Here is a 15,845-nt window from a genome sequence, read left to right on the forward strand (position 1 = left end):
ATGCTGGTCAACGGAAAATGGAGCGCCGACTGGCATCCGGTGCAGGCGAGCGACAAGCAGGGCGGCTTCGTGCGCCAGGTTTCGAAATTCCGCAACTGGGTCACGCCCGACGGCAGCGCCGGACCGACGGGCGAACCCGGCTTCAAGGCCGAGGCGGGGCGCTACCACCTCTATGTCGCCCTGATCTGCCCGTGGGCCTCGCGCACCCTGATCGGCCGCAAGCTCAAGGGCCTCGGGGACGCCATCTCCGTCAGCGTGGTCGAGCCTTCAACCACCGAACAGGGCTGGCGCTTCGGCACCTATCCTGGCGCCACGCCCGACATGGTGAATGGCGCAACCTACATGCATGAGATCTATACCCGTGCCGACCCCGTCTATACCGGGCGGGCCACGGTGCCGGTGCTGTGGGATAAGCAGCGCGGCACCATCGTCAACAACGAGTCCGCCGACATCTTGCGCATGCTCAATGACGGCTTCGGTGCCCTTGCCCATAATGACATCGACCTCTACCCCGCGGATCTGCGCGCCGACATCGACACCCTGAACGAGGCCATCTATCCGAGCCTCAACAACGGCGTCTATCGCGCCGGCTTCGCCACCACGCAGGAAGCCTATGACGCGGCCTTCTGGGGCATCTTCGCCATGCTCGACCGGCTCGAGCAGCGCCTCGCGGCCGGAGGTCCTTTCCTGTTCGGTGCCCGCCTGACCGAGGCCGATATCCGTCTGTTCGTGACGCTGGTGCGCTTCGATGCTGCCTATCACGGCCTGTTCAAATGCAATCTCAGGCGGATTGCCGACTATCCGGCGCTTTCGGCCTATCTCGCCGCGATATTGGCGGTGCCCGGGATCCGCGAGACCGTCAGCATCGATCACATCAAGCGCGGCTATTATTCGATCAAGGCGCTCAATCCCAATGGCATCGTGCCTGTTGGCCCCGATCTGCCGGGCTTGGCCGCCGTCGAGGCCAAGGCAGCATGACGGAGAGCCTGATCATCCTTCTGCACGGCGTCGGCAGCAATGGCGGCGACCTCATGCATCTGGGGGACATCTGGCGCGAGATGCTGCCGGGCGCCGTGCTGGCGGCACCGGACGCACCCTTTGCCTTCGAGGCCGGCGTGGGGCGGCAATGGTTCAGCGTTGCGGGCGTGACCGCACAGAATCGCGGGGCGCGCATTGCCGCCGCCCGGCCTGCCTTCGACGCAACCTTGCGGGACGTGATCGACCGGCACGGCTTTTCGCAAGCACCGGGGCGGGTGGCGCTGGCGGGCTTTTCGCAGGGCGGGATCATGGCGCTCGACGCACTCGCTTCCGGCCGCTGGCCGCTGGCGGTCGTCGCCTTTTCCGCCAGGCTGGCGACGCCGGACCCCCTGGCACCGCCGGCGGGAAGTGCCGCCTTGCTGGTTCATGGCGAGGCCGACAGGATCATCCCGGCACGCGAAAGCGAGGCGGCCGCCGAGCGGCTCAACCGCGCGGGTGTCGAGACCGAGCTTTTCCTCGAACCCGGCCTCGATCATACCATCTCTGCGGAAGGCGCCATGAAGGCCGCCGATTTCCTGGCCCGGCGCCTGGGCACTCAAGTGCAGGCGTGAGGGGCTTGCGCGTACAGGCCGTTTGTCGGATAGCGCGCCTAGCCCCTCACCCTTACCCACTCCCCGTAAGGACGGGGAGTGCGGGCTTCGACCGCCCGTTTTATGCTGAGGGCATATCATCTCGCGCAACGGTCGGGCGAGACATCGGCTTTTGACAATATGCCGCGACGCCCGCGCCTCCCCTCGCCCCGTTTACGGGGAGAGGGTAAGGGTGAGGGGCGGCTTCACGCGGACTGGCTCGCGTCTCGAAGGCCCCGCCTTCACGCCAGCGGCAACTCCACCACGAAGCGGCTGCCGCCGCCTTCGCGGCTTTCGCAGCGTACCGAGCCGCGGTGGCGCCCGGCGATCTGACGCACCAGCGCCAGGCCCAGGCCCCAGCCGCCGGAGGTCTCGCTGCGGCCGACGGGCCGGTAGAACGGCTCGAACAGATGGTCGCGCTCCTTCTCGGCGATGCCGGGGCCGCGATCGCATACCTCGATGCGGGCCCGCCCCTTGTCGCTGGCGATGGTGATTTCCACCGGGGGCCTGCCGTGCTTGCCGGCATTCTCCAGGAGGTTGCGCATCAACCGCCGTAGCAACGTGGCATCGCCGCGGATCTCCACGGGTTCGCCATCGGCGGCGGCGCCGGTGCGGGCAGCCTCCTCGGCTGCCAGGCCCAGCAGGTCGACCGGCGCTCCTTCCAGCGGCGTGGCGGTGGCATAATCGAGCCGGCTGGCGAGCAGGATCTCGTCCACCAGCTGGTCGATCTCCTGCAGGTCGCGGTTGATCTCCTCGCGCACGGCCGCGCTGGGCTTGTCGGCGCCGATTTCCACCGCCATGCGCAGCCTTGCCAGGGGCGAACGTAGTTCATGGCTGGCATTGGCGAGCAGCGCCTTCTGGGAATTGACCAGGGCCTCGATCCGGCTGGCGGCGCCGTTGAAGCTGCGGGCCACCATGGCGACCTCGTCGGTTCCCTGTTCCGCCACGCGCCGGTTCAGGGCGCCGCTGCCCCAGCTTTCGACGCCGGCGCGCAGCGTTTCGAGGCGGCGCGTCAGCCGTGCCGTCGCCGGCCAGGCCGCGATGCCGACGCCGCCCGCGACCAGGAGGGCCAGCAGCAGGACGCGCAGGCCCGGCTTCGGCGGCCGCGGCAATTGCGCAAGCACGGTGCGCCCGCCCGGCAAGTCGACGCGCACGACATGGTCGAGCCAGCGCTGGGGCACGTCGTCGTCACCGGCCGGCAGGGCGATGGGAAAACCGCGCGAGGCGATCAGCACGCGCTGCTTGCTATAGACGGAGATCGAGGCGCCCATTTCCTCGCTGAGCTTGCGGATCTCGGTCGGCAGGTCCTCTGGGGTGCGTTCCTCGAAACGCACCAGTTCGTCGGTCAGCCGGACACGCAGCGCGCCCCAGCGTTCGCCTGCCGTATCGCCCGCCATGCGCCAGAGCGTGCCGACCAGCAGCGCCAGCACGACGAGACAGGCGAGCAAAGTGAGGTAGACCTGCCAGAACAGACGCTTGCGAAAGAATATCAGCATGGGCACTTGCCCTCAGTCTCGATCGGATTCTAGTCCGCATCCTGCCGCTTGGCGAAGACATAGCCGGCGCCGCGCACGGTGAGAATGCGGCGCGGATGCTTGGCATCGTCCTCGATGGCGGCGCGGATGCGGGAGATGTGCACGTCGATCGAACGGTCGAAGACCTCGAGCTCCTCGCCCTTCACCAGATCCATCAGTCTTTCGCGGTTGAGCACCCGGCCGGCATTGTCGGCCAGCGCCAGGAGCAGATCGAACTGATGGCTGGTAAGGGGGCGTTCCTCGCCGTCGATGCGGGCGCTGCGCGAGCCGCGATCGATGGTGAGACGCCCGAAGCGCAGGGTCTGGTTGTCGAGCTCGGCCGGCGCCGTGCGCCGGCGCAGCACGGCGCGCAGGCGGGCGAGCAGCTCGCGCGGATTGAAGGGCTTGGGCAGATAGTCGTCGGCCCCGATCTCAAGCCCGACGATGCGATCGGTATCGTCGCCCCTCGCGGTCAGCATCACCACGGGAATGTTGGAGCGCATGCGCAGGCGACGGCAGACCTCGAAGCCGTCGAAGTCCGGCAGCATGATGTCGAGTACCACAGCATCGTAGCCGTCGCGCTCGATGGCGCCGAGCCCTTCCGTACCCGACGGCCTGTGATCGACGTCGAAACCGGCCGCCGCCAGATAATCGCCGAGCATGGCGGCCAGCCTGGTGTCGTCGTCGATGATCAGGATGCGTTCCACGCCCACTGCCTGCTCCGCACGAATGCATTTTCTGGAAAAGACGGTCGGCTTTTCAATTGAGAAAATGCGTCAAAACAAAGAGTTGAAGAAAATCCATTCGGCCGCTCCCCCCCAGGGGAGCGGCCGTCATTCTGTGCCGATCCTAGAGCGTTTCGCGATTTGATGGAATTGCCATGTATCGCGAAGGCGCCCTCGCCAATCCGTTGGGTCGGCCTGGAAACAACGAGTTGGAGCAAAGCAGCGTTTGTCGCCAAGCAGGCTCTGCTCCAGGGGCCTCAATTGTCGCCGTTGTCGCCGCCCTGGTCGCCATCATCCGGCCGTTCGGGACGGCCCTGTCCGTCATGGTGTCCGCGATGGCCGCCCATCATCGGGCCGTGCGGGCGCCAAAGATCGGCGCGATCGGCGAGCTTGGCGCGTTGCTCGGGCGTCAGCACGTCGGCGGTGGCGAGCACGGCTTCGACGAAGCGCTTCGACTTGGCGTCGGTCCGGGCCACGAAGTCGCTACGCAATTTCTCGACCGCTGTCTTGTCGATAGTGGGCGCGCGCAGGAGATCGATGGCCTGCTTGCGGAAGGCGGCCCGGTCTTCCGGCTTGGGGGCGAGGTCGGTATAGGCGGCGGCGACGATGTCGTGCACCTTGGCCTCCTGCTCGGAGGTGGCTGCGACCGAATCCAGCGACATTCGCACGAAATTCTGGATGCGCTCGAGTCGGGGGCCGTGATGCCAGCCACCGCCGCCCATCACGGCGGCAGCAGCCAATCCGCCGGCGCCGAGGGCGATACCGGCTGCCATGGCGCCGCCGAGCACCAGCACGCGCGGCCAGCGGCGGGCGGGGACGGAAGCGTTCGGGCTTTCACTCATGTCAATCTCCATCAAGGGCAGTGCCGCACGGCAAGGGCCGCGCTGAGCATTGCGGGATGACGAAGCCTAGCCGGGGGAAGTTTCGCGCCGTCCGGGCATTTGTAAAGTTAGATGAAGCACATAAGGAAAAACCGCGTCCCGCCGGAGCGGGAGCGCGGTTGGATGGAAAGGGCGTCGCTCGGATCGAGCCGCTCCTCAGAAGGTGACCACCGAGCGGATCGACTTGCCTTCATGCATGAGGTCGAAGGCGGTGTTGATCTCGTCGAGCGGCATGGTGTGGGTGATCAGGCTGTCGATCTCGATCTTGCCCTCCATGTACCAGTCGACGATCTTCGGTACGTCGGTGCGGCCGCGCGCGCCGCCGAAGGCGGTGCCCTTCCACACGCGCCCGGTGACGAGCTGGAACGGGCGGGTGGAGATTTCCTGGCCCGAGGCCGCCACGCCGATGATGATCGATTCGCCCCAGCCGCGATGGCAGCATTCCAGCGCCTGGCGCATGGTCACCGGCAGGCCGATGCATTCGAAGGAGAAGTCGGCGCCGCCGCCCGTGAGGTCGACGATGGCCTCGACCACCTTGTCATGGCCGACTTCCGCCGGATTGACGAAATGCGTCATGCCGAACTTCTTGGCCATCTCCACCTTGGCCGGATTGAGATCGACGCCGATGATCTTGTCGGCGCCGACCATGCGGGCGCCCTGGATCACGTTGAGGCCGATGCCGCCGAGGCCGAACACCACGACATTGGCGCCAGGCCAGACCTTGCCCGTGTTGATCACCGCGCCGATGCCGGTGGTGACGCCGCAGCCGATATAGCAGATCTTGTCGAAGGGAGCGTCCTCGCGCACCTTGGCCAGGGCGATCTCCGGCAGCACCGTGAAGTTCGAGAAGGTCGAGCAGCCCATATAATGGAAGACCTCGCCGCCGTCGCAGGCGAAGCGGCTGGTGCCGTCGGGCATCACGCCCTTGCCCTGGGTGGCGCGGATGGCGGTGCACAGGTTGGAGCGCTGCGACAGGCAGGTTTTGCACTGGCGGCATTCGGGCGTGTAGAGCGGAATGACGTGGTCGCCCGGCTTCAGGCTGGTCACGCCGGCGCCGACTTCGCGCACAATGCCCGCGCCCTCATGACCCAGAATGGCTGGGAACAGGCCTTCCGGATCGGCGCCGGAAAGCGTGTAGGCATCGGTATGGCACACGCCCGTGGCCATGATCTCGACCAGCACCTCGCCCGGTTTGGGGCCGCCGATCTCGATGGTCTCGACCGTCAGGGGCGCACCCGCCTTCCATGCCACAGCCGCTCTCGTCTTCATGATTCACTCCCTCAAACATTTCGCGATGTGCCGGGATCGGCAAGACCCGCAAAGACGCGCCGAACCTATGAGCCGGAGCAGATGAGCGTTCTTGCTTGAACGCGTCCTGCTCCAGAATTCGCCAAAGGGCTAGCCGGATGCAATGTAATGCGCAAGCATCGCGGGAGCGCGATGTTTCCCTCGGTGCTTAGAAGTGTCTTATGGGAGGTGAAAGTGCGCCAAACTATCGCGGCGCGCGCTTGGCCAGGATGCGCTGCAGGGTGCGCCGGTGCATGGCCAGGCGCCGCGCGGTCTCGGAGACGTTGCGGCCGCAGAGCTCATAGACACGCTGGATGTGCTCCCAGCGCACCCTGTCGGCGGACATCGGGTTCTCGGGCAACTCGGGCTTATGGCTGGGATCGGCCATCAGCGCCGCATGGATGTCGTCGGCATCGGCCGGTTTGGCGATATAGTCGAAGGCACCCAGCTTCACCGCCGTGACGGCGGTGGCGATGTTGCCGTAACCGGTGAGGATGATGCCGCGCGCATCGGGGCGCTTCACCTTCAGGCGCGAAATCACGTCGAGGCCGGAGCCGTCGGTGAGCTTCATGTCGATCACGGCGAAGGCGGGCGGCGAGCCCTCCACCTGCGCCAGTCCCTCGGCGACCGTGTCGGCCGTGGTGACAGTGTAGCCCCTGGCTTCCATGGCTCGACCCAAACGCTGCAGGAACGCCTTGTCGTCATCGACGAGAAGGAGTGAACGATCGGGAAATTCAGGGGCAACCATAATGCGGACTCACCTATCCTTGGTTCGAGCGAAGGGGCTCCGTTTCGCGTGAAGGGAAAGCATCTCGCCAATTCGGCGCGAGACCCCCGCTCCCTTCGGACCGTATCGTCGGCAACGCATGGCAGACCGAGCCGTTGCTGACGATATGGTCAAGTGATCGAAGACCCCGATCGCCTCCTTTGGCGCGACAGTTCGCCACAGTGGGGACTATAGCGGCAAAGTAAAGAAATTTCACTGGCGACAGCCAGCTATCGTTTATTCGGTTATGCGCCGATTGCAATCCCCAGAGATTATTATGGGGCGTGGCCGGGGTAACGATGCATGCGATCAGAACCCGCGGAAAGAATTCGAGCAGCGAAGCCCGCGCGTTGCTGCGGGGCGCGACCTGCATGTCGACCACATCTCCTTGCCGCGACAGGGTGCCGAGAAGACCGGCACAAGTCCTGGGAGTACTCGCTGTTCCCACTTGGTTGATCGCGGCCTCCACCCGTTTTTTCTCACGGCTCGGTGAGCAATTCTTGAAGGCATTGTAGCGCAAATTTTCGTTAAGTCTTTGTTTTGATGCATTTTCTTGAATGAAAAGTCTTACAAATAATCTGGAGAATGCAATCGCATTGGGCGGCGGACGCGATTTGTCCCTGTCCGAATGAAGCCTTGCGAGCCTTCAGCGTTCGAAGACGTCGCGCGGCCATTCCAGCCTGACGACGGCGCCGCTGTCCGGCCAGGAGCGGTTCGCCAGGGCGATCGCGGCACCGGAACGCTCCAGCAGCGTCTTGGCGATGAAGAAGCCGAGGCCGAGGCCGCCGCCCGGCTGGCCCGGCAGGCGCGGGCGACGCTGGGTGACATAGGGATCACCGAGGCGCCCCATGATTTCGGAAGGAAAGCCGGGGCCATCGTCGCCGACGATCAGGGTCACCGTCTTGGCATCCCAGCTGGCGGTGATGCTCACCTTGGATTTGGCGAAATCGACCGCATTCTCGACGATATTGCCGAGACCATAGAGCATGCCGGGATTGCGTGGGGCAGAGGGGGCATCCTCCTCCAGGCCCTGGAATTCGGCGGAGATGGCAATGCCGAAATCGCGATGCGGCGCTGAGACTTCTTCGATCAGCAGTGGCAGGGGCAGGCGGGCGAAGGGCGTGCCGCCATCGTCGCCCAGCGAGGCGAGCTTGCCCAGAATCTCGCGGCAGCGCTCGACCTGGCTGCGCAGCAGGCGGATGTCGTCGACGAAATCGCCTTCCGGCGGGGCGGCAACCTCCAGCTCCTTGGCCACCAGCGCGATGGTGGCGAGCGGCGTACCCAGTTCATGCGCGGCGGCGGCGGCCATGCCGTCGAGCTGGGACAGATGCTGCTCACGCGCCAGCACCAGTTCGGTGGCAGCCAGCGCATTGGAAAGCAGGCGGGCTTCCTCGGCCACCCGCCAAGCATAGACGCCGATGAAGGCCAGGCCCAGCAGCACCGAGAACCACATGCCGATGACATAGAGCATCGGCATGTCGAACTCTTTCCCCTCGAACCAGGGCAGGGGCAGGTGCCAGGCCGTGAGCAGCGAGGCGCAACCGATGGCCAGGAGCCCGAGCGCGAGGGTCATCAGGGGCGGCAGCGAGGTCGCCGAAATCATCACAGGCGCAAGGAACAGGAAGGAGAAGGGATTCTGCAGGCCGCCGGTGAGGAAGAGCAGGGCCGCAAGCTGCACGATATCAAAACCGAGCAAGGCGGCGGCGCGGGCCGGGTCCACGCGCTCGGTCGCCGGATAGCGCAGCCGCAAGGCGACATTGACCAGGATGGAGACGCCGATCAGGGGCAGGCAGGCCTGCAGCGGCACGGGGAAACCGAGACCGTAGCGCACGCCGAGGACCGCGACCAACTGGCCGGCGATCGCCATCCAGCGCAGCCGGATCAGGGTTTCCAGGCGCAGCGTATCGAGGCCGAGGCCATCATGGGGCATCACAGAGGCGGTCATCACTCTCCTGCGTCGCCACATTCGAGATCATAGCGGCGGCGGCAGACCATAGCGCCCAAACCGGAGCAGCCCAAAGCGGATTGTCGTGGCCCGGATTGCATCGCCCCTGGAGGCATAATAGGGCTGGCGCCGGACAGGATGCAGACAGGTGTGGGTGGCTCGATGAATGGGCAGGACAGTGTGGCACTCGAGGCCTGGCGCGCCTGGCATCCGGCGGAACTGGCCCTGCGGATAGGAGGCGTGCCGAAGCCCTGGTGTGTGGTGGGAGGCTGGGCGCTCGACCTCTGGCATGGCCGCCAGACCCGCGATCACGACGATCTCGAATTCACCGTGCTGCGCGGCGATCTCGCCTTGTTTCGGAAGGCGCTGGCGGGCATGCGTTTCTACACGGCAGGGGACGGGATCGTCGAATATCTGCCGGACGGGCAGGAGCCGCCGGACGGCATTTTCCAGATCTGGTGTCGGGACGAAACGGTGCAATGCTGGCGCGCGGACATGATGATCGAGCCGGGAACCCCGCAAATGTGGGTCTATAAGCGAGACCCTCGTATCGGAAGGCCAAGGGCCGAGATGATCGGCATGACGGACGACGGCTTGCCCTATCTGAAGCCGGCGGCAGTCCTTCTGTTCAAGGCCAAGTATCAGCGCGACAAGGATGAGGCCGATTTCCGCAATGCCTTGCCGAAACTGGAGGAGCCGGAACGGCGATGGCTCGCAACCTGCCTCGAGATGGCGCATCCCGGCCATGACTGGCTGGGCGTATTGTGACTTCCGCGGAGGGCTCGTCGCTTCGACGTGCTTTTCGCGATGATTCCCTGCAATTGCGAACGCCTTGGCGATGGTGATCCCAAGCTCGATCCCTTACCCGCTGCTTCGAAAGCGTCGGTGCCTCTATACAGTCCCGGCCTGCCGCGCTAAGGAAAACCCAATCGTCCATTCTCGAAGGTTTCTAGCAAATGGCGCCAGTCAGCGATCGCTTGGTCACGGTTTTCGGTGGATCGGGATTTGTGGGCCGCAATCTCGTGCGTTCGCTCGCCAAGCGCGGCTTCCGCGTACGGGTGGCCGTGCGTCGTCCGGATCTCGCCCAATATCTGATGACTGCGGGCGCCGTCGGCCAGATCCACGGCGTGCAGGCGAATCTGCGTTATCCGGCGTCGGTTGCCGCCGCCGTCGAGGGTGCCGAGGCGGTGGTCAATCTGGTTGGCGTCATGCATGAGCGCGGCGCCAACAGCTTCGACGCGGTGCAGGCTTTCGGCCCCGGCGCGATCGCCCGCGCTGCCAAGGCCGCCGGTGTGCAGCGTTTCGTGCATGTCTCGGCCCTCGGCCTGCATGCGGGCTCTGATTCGCTCTATGCCAAGAGCAAGCTCAAGGGCGAGGAAGCGGCCCGTACCGCTTTCGAGGACACCGTTATCCTCAGGCCCTCGGTGATGTTCGGGCCGGATGACGATTTCTTCAACAAGTTCGCGGGCCTGGCGCGGATGTCGCCGGTGCTGCCCTTGATCGGCGGTGGCGGAACCAAGTTCCAGCCGGTTTTCGTCGGCGACGTCGCCGAAGTGCTGGCCCGCGGTGCCGAGGGCGCCCTGAAGCCGCGCGCGACCTATGAGCTCGGCGGCCAGGAAGTGCTGACCCTGCGCCAGATCTTCGAATATGTGCTCAAGACCACCAATCGCAAACGCCTGCTGGTGCCGATGCCTTTCGGCATCGCGAATGTCCAGGCGACCGTGTTCGAGCTGCTGGGAACCTTGTCGCTCGGCCTGTTCACGCCGCCCCTGACGCGCGATCAGGTCACGCTGCTGTGCCACGACAATGTCGTGACGGAGGACGCCAGCAAGGCCGGCCTGACGCTGGAAGGGTTGGGCATCCAGCCGGCGACGGTGGAAGCGATCGCGCCGAGCTATCTGTGGCGCTTCCGCAAGGCCGGCCAGTTCGAGAACAAAGTGGCCTGACCTCCGAAAACGGCAGTCGGAACGGAAAAGGGCCGGTCCTTGGACCGGCCCTTTTCGTTGGCGCTCGCCTTCAGCCCATCGTGTAGTAGGCTGCGAGGCCGAGGACGCCGACCACGATGCGCCACCAGCCGAATAGCGCGAGACCGCGCTTGGACACGAAATCCAGCAGGGTCTTCACTACGAACCACCCCGAGATGAAGGCCGTGACAAAGCCGATGGCGGTCAGGCCGAGATTATCGGTCGTCATCGTCTTGTAGGATTTGGCGAATTCATAGACGAAGGCGCCGACCATGGTCGGCATCGCCAGGAAGAAGGAGAATTCCGCCGCCGAGCGCTTGTCGAGGCCGAGCAGCATGCCGCCGACGATGGTGGAACCCGAGCGCGAAACGCCGGGGATCATCGACAGGCACTGGAACAGGCCGATCTTCAGATAGACCGGCAGCGGCAGCACATAGCAATTGGAGAAGCGCTTCTCGATCTTGAACTGTTCGATGGCGAGCAGTACCAGGCCGCCGGCGATCAGGGCATAGCAGACCACCGGCACATTGAAGAGATATTGCTTCATCTTGTGTTCGAGCAGCACGCCGAGGATGACGGCCGGCAGGAAGGCAACCAGCACGCCGAGGACGAAATGCTGAGCCTCGCGGTCCTTGGGCAGTGCGGTGGCGATGCGCCATAGCCTCTCGGCATAGACGGCGAGCAAGGCCAGGATGGCGCCGAGCTGGATGAGGATCACGAAGGAATCGTCGCCCTCGAATTTCAGGTAACGCGCCGCGAGCAGAAGATGGCCGGTCGAGGAGACCGGGATGAATTCGGTCAGGCCTTCGACCACGCCTAGGATGATCGCTTCCAGAATATTGGCCAGAGTCATGGGATGCCTTCGCGAGAATCGGGCGCCGATGCGGCCGCAGGTCGCCCGTGCGGGATGATGGGAGCGGCCCGCGCCTCGCTGGTGCGAGGCGGAAGCCGGAATCGCGGTGATTCTAGGCGCGAGTTATAACCAAACAGTAACCATGACGCAGCGGTGCGGGTATCCCCCCACGAGAAGCGGGCGGTTTGCGATGCAGTCGTGGCCTTCGTAGCGTTTAAGTCAGGGGGATGCCGTTATTCTCATGCGTCCCAACCTCGCCAAGGCTATCGCGGCAGGCATTTCGAGAGAATGAGGTCGACATGCCGTTTGGGAATGAATTGGGAAGAGTGAAGGAATGTTGCAAAGTAAAAGATTAGATCGGATATAATCCTATGTTTTGATGTGATTTTATCCAATTAAATTTTATTTAGACATTATTTTGTCTTGGTGGGGGTGGGGTTCTCTGGAAGAAAGGTCTCCCGTTCCAGAGCTCGTTTTCGGCTTATGTCAAATTTAGTACTTAAGTAGTATATTTACCACTTAGTTAGGTGTAGATAGCAATGAAAATTCATTAGGTATTGTAATGGGTATCGCAGGGTAAAATTTTCTTTTAAATTTTCACCGACATGATAGGAACTATGGAGCTGCAATGATGTTGTTGCAGTGGGAGTGAACGCCCGGTCGATCCGGGCCGTCTTCTTACTTGTCCTCAGTTATTACACCACAAGCCCATGCAAAAAGAGGCGGTGATTGACCGAGTTGTCTTGGAGAAGCGCAGGGTCTCTATCGGAGTGCGCCAAGATTCATACGACCAGCCATTTCGGTTTGCAGGACCCACTCGACGTTCCGTTGCCGAATTACCAGTCAGCTGTGATTGCAGAAGCCCAGGCCCTGAGGGCGCATAGTGGCTTCAAAGCTGCGCGGACCCTCTTCGCCCGACGTTATGTTTCCATTCTCAAGACCCATCTGCCGCTGATCCATATGGCGACGGATGAGATACGCCTGATCGTGGGTGCCTATGTGCTGAGCCGCCATTTCGCGGCCTCGCCCGGCGATCCGCCGGCCGGTGTCACGGTGGCGGATGTTCAGACCTTCTGTACCGTCCATGCCCTGGCCGGGCACAACCGCATCGGGGCCATGTTGAACCTGCTGCGCCAGGCCGGCTATCTGCGCCAGATCAAGGATCTGCGCGACAAGCGCATCAAGCGTCTGGAGGCGACGCGTGCCGGCATCACCTTCGCCAAGCAGATCATCACGCCCTATCTGCAGGCGCTGGCGCAGTTGCAGCAGGTCGACTACGCCGTTCGGCGGGTGGAGATCGACGACGCCTTTCTCGGTGCGTTGGCGCGTTACTGCAGCAATTACTTCCTGATGCACGGTACCTTGGTCGACCTGGTGCCTGAGATGCGCCTGTTCATGGTGCGCGACGCTGGCTTCGAGATCCTGCTCAGGCTGATTGCAACGGAAATGCCGGGCGAGATCCTGAAGGATCGCACTGTCCATTTCCACTATGGTGCCGTCGCCGATTGCTTCGGGGTTTCGCGTGTCCATGTCCGCCGTTTGCTCGAGGACGCGGCCGAAGAGGGCTATGTCACCCTGCACGCCCCGGGGGGGCGGGCGGTCGAGATCCACGCGAGCCTGGTCGAACTCGTCGACACCTTCATCGCCCTGCAGATGTCGCTGCTGCTGCAGGCGGTCCTCCATGCCGGCGGCAAGGCCTGAGCGGCGAGGGGGCGGCGGCGCCTGCCTTGATGGCTGAAATGCGCCCTGGTCCGGAGTTCCTTGCCACGCCGTTCGAATAAAAGGTGGGCCGGGCCCACCTCTTTCTTCCCCACGGCACAGGCAGGTGCGCCAGTGGCCGCCGCCCGCCTTACCCGCGCAGCGTCGCCCCGGTCTTCTTGCCGACTTCGGCGACGATCTTGGCGGCGACGGCATCGATTTCGACATCGGTCAGCGTGCGATCCTGCGGCTGCAGCACCACTTCGACGGCGACCGATTTCTGGTCCTCGCCGATGCCCTTGCCTTCATAGATGTCGAAGATCGACACGCCCGAGATCAGTTTCTTGTCGACGCCCTGCGCGGCCTTGAGGATGTCGGCGGCCCTGACCTTGCGCGCGACCAGGAAGGCGAAGTCGCGGGTAACCGGCTGGAAGGGCGAGAGAGCCAGCACGCCGCGCGTCTTGGTCGCCTTGGGCTTGGGCACCGGGATGGCATCGAGGATGATCTCGAAGCCGACCACCGGTCCACCGGCATCCAGCGCCTCCAGGGCCGAGGGATGCAGTTCGCCGAACCAGCCGATGACGTTCTGCGGGCCGAGCTGAATCGTGCCGGAGCGGCCGGGGTGATACCAGGAAGGCGCCCCTGAGACGATCTGGAAGCTGGCGACGGGCGCGCCGAGGGTGGCCAGCAGCGTGAGGGCATCCTCCTTGGCGTCGAACACGCTCACCGCGCTTGCCGGCGCCGACCAATGACGGCCGAAGCCGCCGGGGCGCGCCTGGCCGCGGCGGATGCCGCTGGCGGCGATCTTCTGGTCCTCCGGCCGGTCCCCGCGGAAGATCTGGCCGACCTCGAACAGGGCGACGTCTCCGGTGCCGCGATCGGCGTTGCGCTGGCCGGCCGCGATCAGGCCGGGCAGCAGGCTGGGACGCATGTCTGAAAGATCGGCGGCGATCGGATTGGCGAGCGACAGCGTCGGCGGGCCGCCGCCGAAGCGCTCGGCCTGGGCCTTGGCGATGAAGGACCAGGTCACCGCTTCCATCAGGCCGCGCGCGGCGAGGCTGCGCTTGGCCAGGCGGGTGCGCTTCTGCAGCACGGTGAGCACGGGCTGCGGCACATGGGCCTCGCGCGGCAGCGGCGTCACCGGGATGGCGTCGACGCCGACGATGCGCATCACTTCCTCGACCAGGTCGGCCTTGCCCTCGATATCCGGGCGCCAGCTCGGCGCCGTCACCGCCAGCGCATCGGGCTTGCGGATCACGCCGAAGCCGAGGCGCTCGAGGATGTCGGCGCTTTCGGAAAGGCTGGTCGACAGGCCCGTCAGGCGCGCGACCTCGTGGGCCGGCAGGTCCAGGACCTCGGGCGCGGCGGTAACGCCGCCCACCACGAGGGTCTCGCTCGGCTTGCCGCCGCACAGTTCCGTCACCAGCTGGGTGGCGAGGTCGACGCCCGGCACCATGAAGGCGGGATCGACGCCGCGCTCGAAGCGATAGCGGGCATCGGTATTGATGCCGAGCGCGCGTCCGGTGCGGGCGATGTTCAGCGGCTCCCACAGCGCCGATTCGATCAGCACGTCGGTGGTCTCATCGTCGCAGCCCGAATGCTCGCCGCCCATGATGCCGGCGATCGATTCCAGGCCCTTGCCGTCTGCGATCACGCAGATGCTGTCGTTGAGCGCATAGGATTTGCCGTCGAGCGCGAGGATGCTCTCGCCCTCGCGGGCGCGCCGCACGGTGAGGTTGCCCTCGATCTTGGCGGCGTCGAAGACATGCAGCGGCCGGCCGCGATCGAAGGTGACATAGTTGGTGATGTCGACCAGCGCATTGATCGGGCGCAGCCCGATGGCGTTGAGACGGCGCTGCATCCAGGCGGGCGAGGGACCGTTCTTGACGCCGCGCACCAGGCGAAGCGCGAAGCCGGGGCAGAGCGAGGGGGTGTCGCCGAAATCGAGCGTCACCGTGACCGGGCAGGGGCCATCGCCGGCGATGGAAGGCACGGCTGGTGTCTTCAGCCGGCCGAGGCCGGCGGCGGCGAGATCGCGGGCAATGCCGGCGACGCCGGTGCAGTCGGGCCGGTTCGGCGTGAGGTTCACGTCGATCACGGGGTCGTTGAGGCCGGCATAGTCGGCATAGGGCATGCCGACGGGCGCATCGGCGGGCAGGTCGATGATGCCGTCATGCTCGTTGGAGATTTCGAGCTCGAACTCCGAGCACAGCATGCCGCGGCTCTCGACCCCGCGCACCGGCGCGATGGCGAGCGTGATGTTCTTGGCCGGAATATAGGTGCCGGGCGGCGAGAACACCGATTTCATGCCGGCACGAGCATTGGGCGCGCCGCAGACCACCTGCACGGGCTCGCCCTTGCCGGTATCGACCATGCAGACCCGGAGCTTGTCGGCATTGGGATGCTGCTCGGCCGAGACGACATAGGCGATCGAAAAGCCGGAGAGCTTCTTGGCAGGATCTTCCACCCCCTCGACCTCCAGGCCGATGCGAGTGAGGGTGTCGACGATCTCGTCGAGCGTGGCTGAGGTCTCGAGGTGATCCTTGAGCCAGGAAAGCGTGAATTTCATTGCGGGCAGCCTAGTTCAATCGATTTGGCCATGCGG

At 64.8% G+C, this 15,845-nt stretch carries 13 protein-coding genes; 5 read left to right on the forward strand and 8 right to left on the reverse strand.

Going from position 1 to position 15,845, the window contains the following annotated elements; genetic code table 11:
- Positions 1-978 carry a glutathione S-transferase family protein gene (locus U1R88_RS14740; RefSeq protein ID WP_322431877.1) on the forward strand — a complete coding sequence of 326 codons (978 nt, stop codon included), beginning with the start codon at positions 1-3 and terminating at the stop codon, positions 976-978.
- Positions 975-1,589, forward strand: a complete 615-nt coding sequence (locus U1R88_RS14745) for an alpha/beta hydrolase (RefSeq protein ID WP_322431878.1) — start codon at positions 975-977, stop codon at positions 1,587-1,589. The genes U1R88_RS14740 and U1R88_RS14745 overlap by 4 nt, the downstream gene beginning before the upstream one ends.
- A 260-nt stretch (positions 1,590-1,849) precedes the next feature.
- Here U1R88_RS14745 and U1R88_RS14750 read toward each other — a convergent pair whose 3' ends face one another.
- The 6 genes from U1R88_RS14750 to U1R88_RS14775 all read right to left on the reverse strand — a co-directional run bounded on the left by U1R88_RS14750 (position 1,850) and on the right by U1R88_RS14775 (position 8,725).
- Positions 1,850-3,103 carry a sensor histidine kinase gene (locus U1R88_RS14750; protein ID WP_322431879.1) on the reverse strand — a complete coding sequence of 418 codons (1,254 nt, stop codon included), beginning with the start codon at positions 3,101-3,103 and terminating at the stop codon, positions 1,850-1,852.
- Between the two features lie 29 nt (positions 3,104-3,132).
- Complete coding sequence (locus tag U1R88_RS14755) at positions 3,133-3,834, reverse strand: response regulator (RefSeq protein ID WP_256390538.1); 702 nt, start codon at positions 3,832-3,834, stop codon at positions 3,133-3,135.
- Positions 3,835-4,103: 269 nt separating this feature from the next.
- A complete protein-coding gene (locus U1R88_RS14760; RefSeq protein ID WP_322431880.1) occupies positions 4,104-4,688 on the reverse strand; it encodes a Spy/CpxP family protein refolding chaperone in 585 nt (194 codons plus the stop codon).
- 195 nt (positions 4,689-4,883) lie between these two features.
- Positions 4,884-5,996: an S-(hydroxymethyl)glutathione dehydrogenase/class III alcohol dehydrogenase gene (locus U1R88_RS14765; protein WP_322431881.1), complete on the reverse strand. Its 1,113-nt coding sequence runs from the start codon at positions 5,994-5,996 to the stop codon at positions 4,884-4,886.
- A gap of 223 nt (positions 5,997-6,219) precedes the next feature.
- The gene (locus tag U1R88_RS14770; RefSeq protein WP_068290777.1) at positions 6,220-6,762 is read right to left on the reverse strand and encodes an ActR/PrrA/RegA family redox response regulator transcription factor; all 543 of its coding nucleotides are present in this window, start codon (positions 6,760-6,762) and stop codon (positions 6,220-6,222) included.
- A gap of 664 nt (positions 6,763-7,426) precedes the next feature.
- Positions 7,427-8,725, reverse strand: a complete 1,299-nt coding sequence (locus U1R88_RS14775; RefSeq protein WP_322431882.1) for an ActS/PrrB/RegB family redox-sensitive histidine kinase — start codon at positions 8,723-8,725, stop codon at positions 7,427-7,429.
- Positions 8,726-8,863: 138 nt separating this feature from the next.
- Here U1R88_RS14775 and U1R88_RS14780 point away from each other — a divergent pair, with 138 nt between their 5' ends.
- Together U1R88_RS14780 and U1R88_RS14785 are read left to right on the forward strand one after the other, a co-directional pair.
- Positions 8,864-9,493, forward strand: coding sequence for an amino acid transporter (locus tag U1R88_RS14780; protein WP_322431883.1), 630 nt, complete (start codon positions 8,864-8,866; stop codon positions 9,491-9,493).
- Between the two features lie 188 nt (positions 9,494-9,681).
- Positions 9,682-10,671: a complex I NDUFA9 subunit family protein gene (locus U1R88_RS14785; RefSeq protein WP_322431884.1), complete on the forward strand. Its 990-nt coding sequence runs from the start codon at positions 9,682-9,684 to the stop codon at positions 10,669-10,671.
- 70 nt (positions 10,672-10,741) lie between these two features.
- Here the strand turns inward: U1R88_RS14785 and U1R88_RS14790 are convergent, their stop codons facing one another.
- A complete protein-coding gene (locus U1R88_RS14790; protein WP_068290769.1) occupies positions 10,742-11,542 on the reverse strand; it encodes an undecaprenyl-diphosphate phosphatase in 801 nt (266 codons plus the stop codon).
- Between the two features lie 849 nt (positions 11,543-12,391).
- On the opposite strand from U1R88_RS14790, the gene U1R88_RS14795 reads away from it, so the two are divergent.
- Positions 12,392-13,243 (forward strand): hypothetical protein, encoded by an 852-nt coding sequence (locus tag U1R88_RS14795; protein ID WP_322431885.1) that lies wholly within the window; start codon positions 12,392-12,394, stop codon positions 13,241-13,243.
- Between the two features lie 148 nt (positions 13,244-13,391).
- Here the strand turns inward: U1R88_RS14795 and pheT are convergent, their stop codons facing one another.
- Positions 13,392-15,809 carry a phenylalanine--tRNA ligase subunit beta gene (pheT, locus tag U1R88_RS14800; protein ID WP_322431886.1) on the reverse strand — a complete coding sequence of 806 codons (2,418 nt, stop codon included), beginning with the start codon at positions 15,807-15,809 and terminating at the stop codon, positions 13,392-13,394.
- Between the last annotated feature and the right edge of the window lie 36 nt (positions 15,810-15,845).

This window comes from Labrys sedimenti (genome assembly GCF_034424805.1).
In the GTDB taxonomy this organism is placed as follows: Bacteria; Pseudomonadota; Alphaproteobacteria; order Rhizobiales; family Labraceae; genus Labrys; species Labrys sedimenti.

Excerpts from the sequence above, each read along its gene's own strand:
- U1R88_RS14775 (WP_322431882.1), bottom strand. The coding sequence starts at position 8,725 with ATGACCGCCTCTGTGATGCCCCATGATGGCCTCGGCCTCGATACGCTG.
- U1R88_RS14765 (WP_322431881.1), bottom strand. The coding sequence starts at position 5,996 with ATGAAGACGAGAGCGGCTGTGGCATGGAAGGCGGGTGCGCCCCTGACG.
- U1R88_RS14770 (WP_068290777.1), bottom strand. The coding sequence starts at position 6,762 with ATGGTTGCCCCTGAATTTCCCGATCGTTCACTCCTTCTCGTCGATGAC.
- U1R88_RS14740 (WP_322431877.1), top strand. The coding sequence starts at position 1 with ATGCTGGTCAACGGAAAATGGAGCGCCGACTGGCATCCGGTGCAGGCG.
- U1R88_RS14785 (WP_322431884.1), top strand. The coding sequence starts at position 9,682 with ATGGCGCCAGTCAGCGATCGCTTGGTCACGGTTTTCGGTGGATCGGGA.
- U1R88_RS14790 (WP_068290769.1), bottom strand. The coding sequence starts at position 11,542 with ATGACTCTGGCCAATATTCTGGAAGCGATCATCCTAGGCGTGGTCGAA.
- U1R88_RS14745 (WP_322431878.1), top strand. The coding sequence starts at position 975 with ATGACGGAGAGCCTGATCATCCTTCTGCACGGCGTCGGCAGCAATGGC.
- pheT (WP_322431886.1), bottom strand. The coding sequence starts at position 15,809 with ATGAAATTCACGCTTTCCTGGCTCAAGGATCACCTCGAGACCTCAGCC.
- U1R88_RS14750 (WP_322431879.1), bottom strand. The coding sequence starts at position 3,103 with ATGCTGATATTCTTTCGCAAGCGTCTGTTCTGGCAGGTCTACCTCACT.
- U1R88_RS14780 (WP_322431883.1), top strand. The coding sequence starts at position 8,864 with ATGCAGACAGGTGTGGGTGGCTCGATGAATGGGCAGGACAGTGTGGCA.
- U1R88_RS14760 (WP_322431880.1), bottom strand. The coding sequence starts at position 4,688 with ATGAGTGAAAGCCCGAACGCTTCCGTCCCCGCCCGCCGCTGGCCGCGC.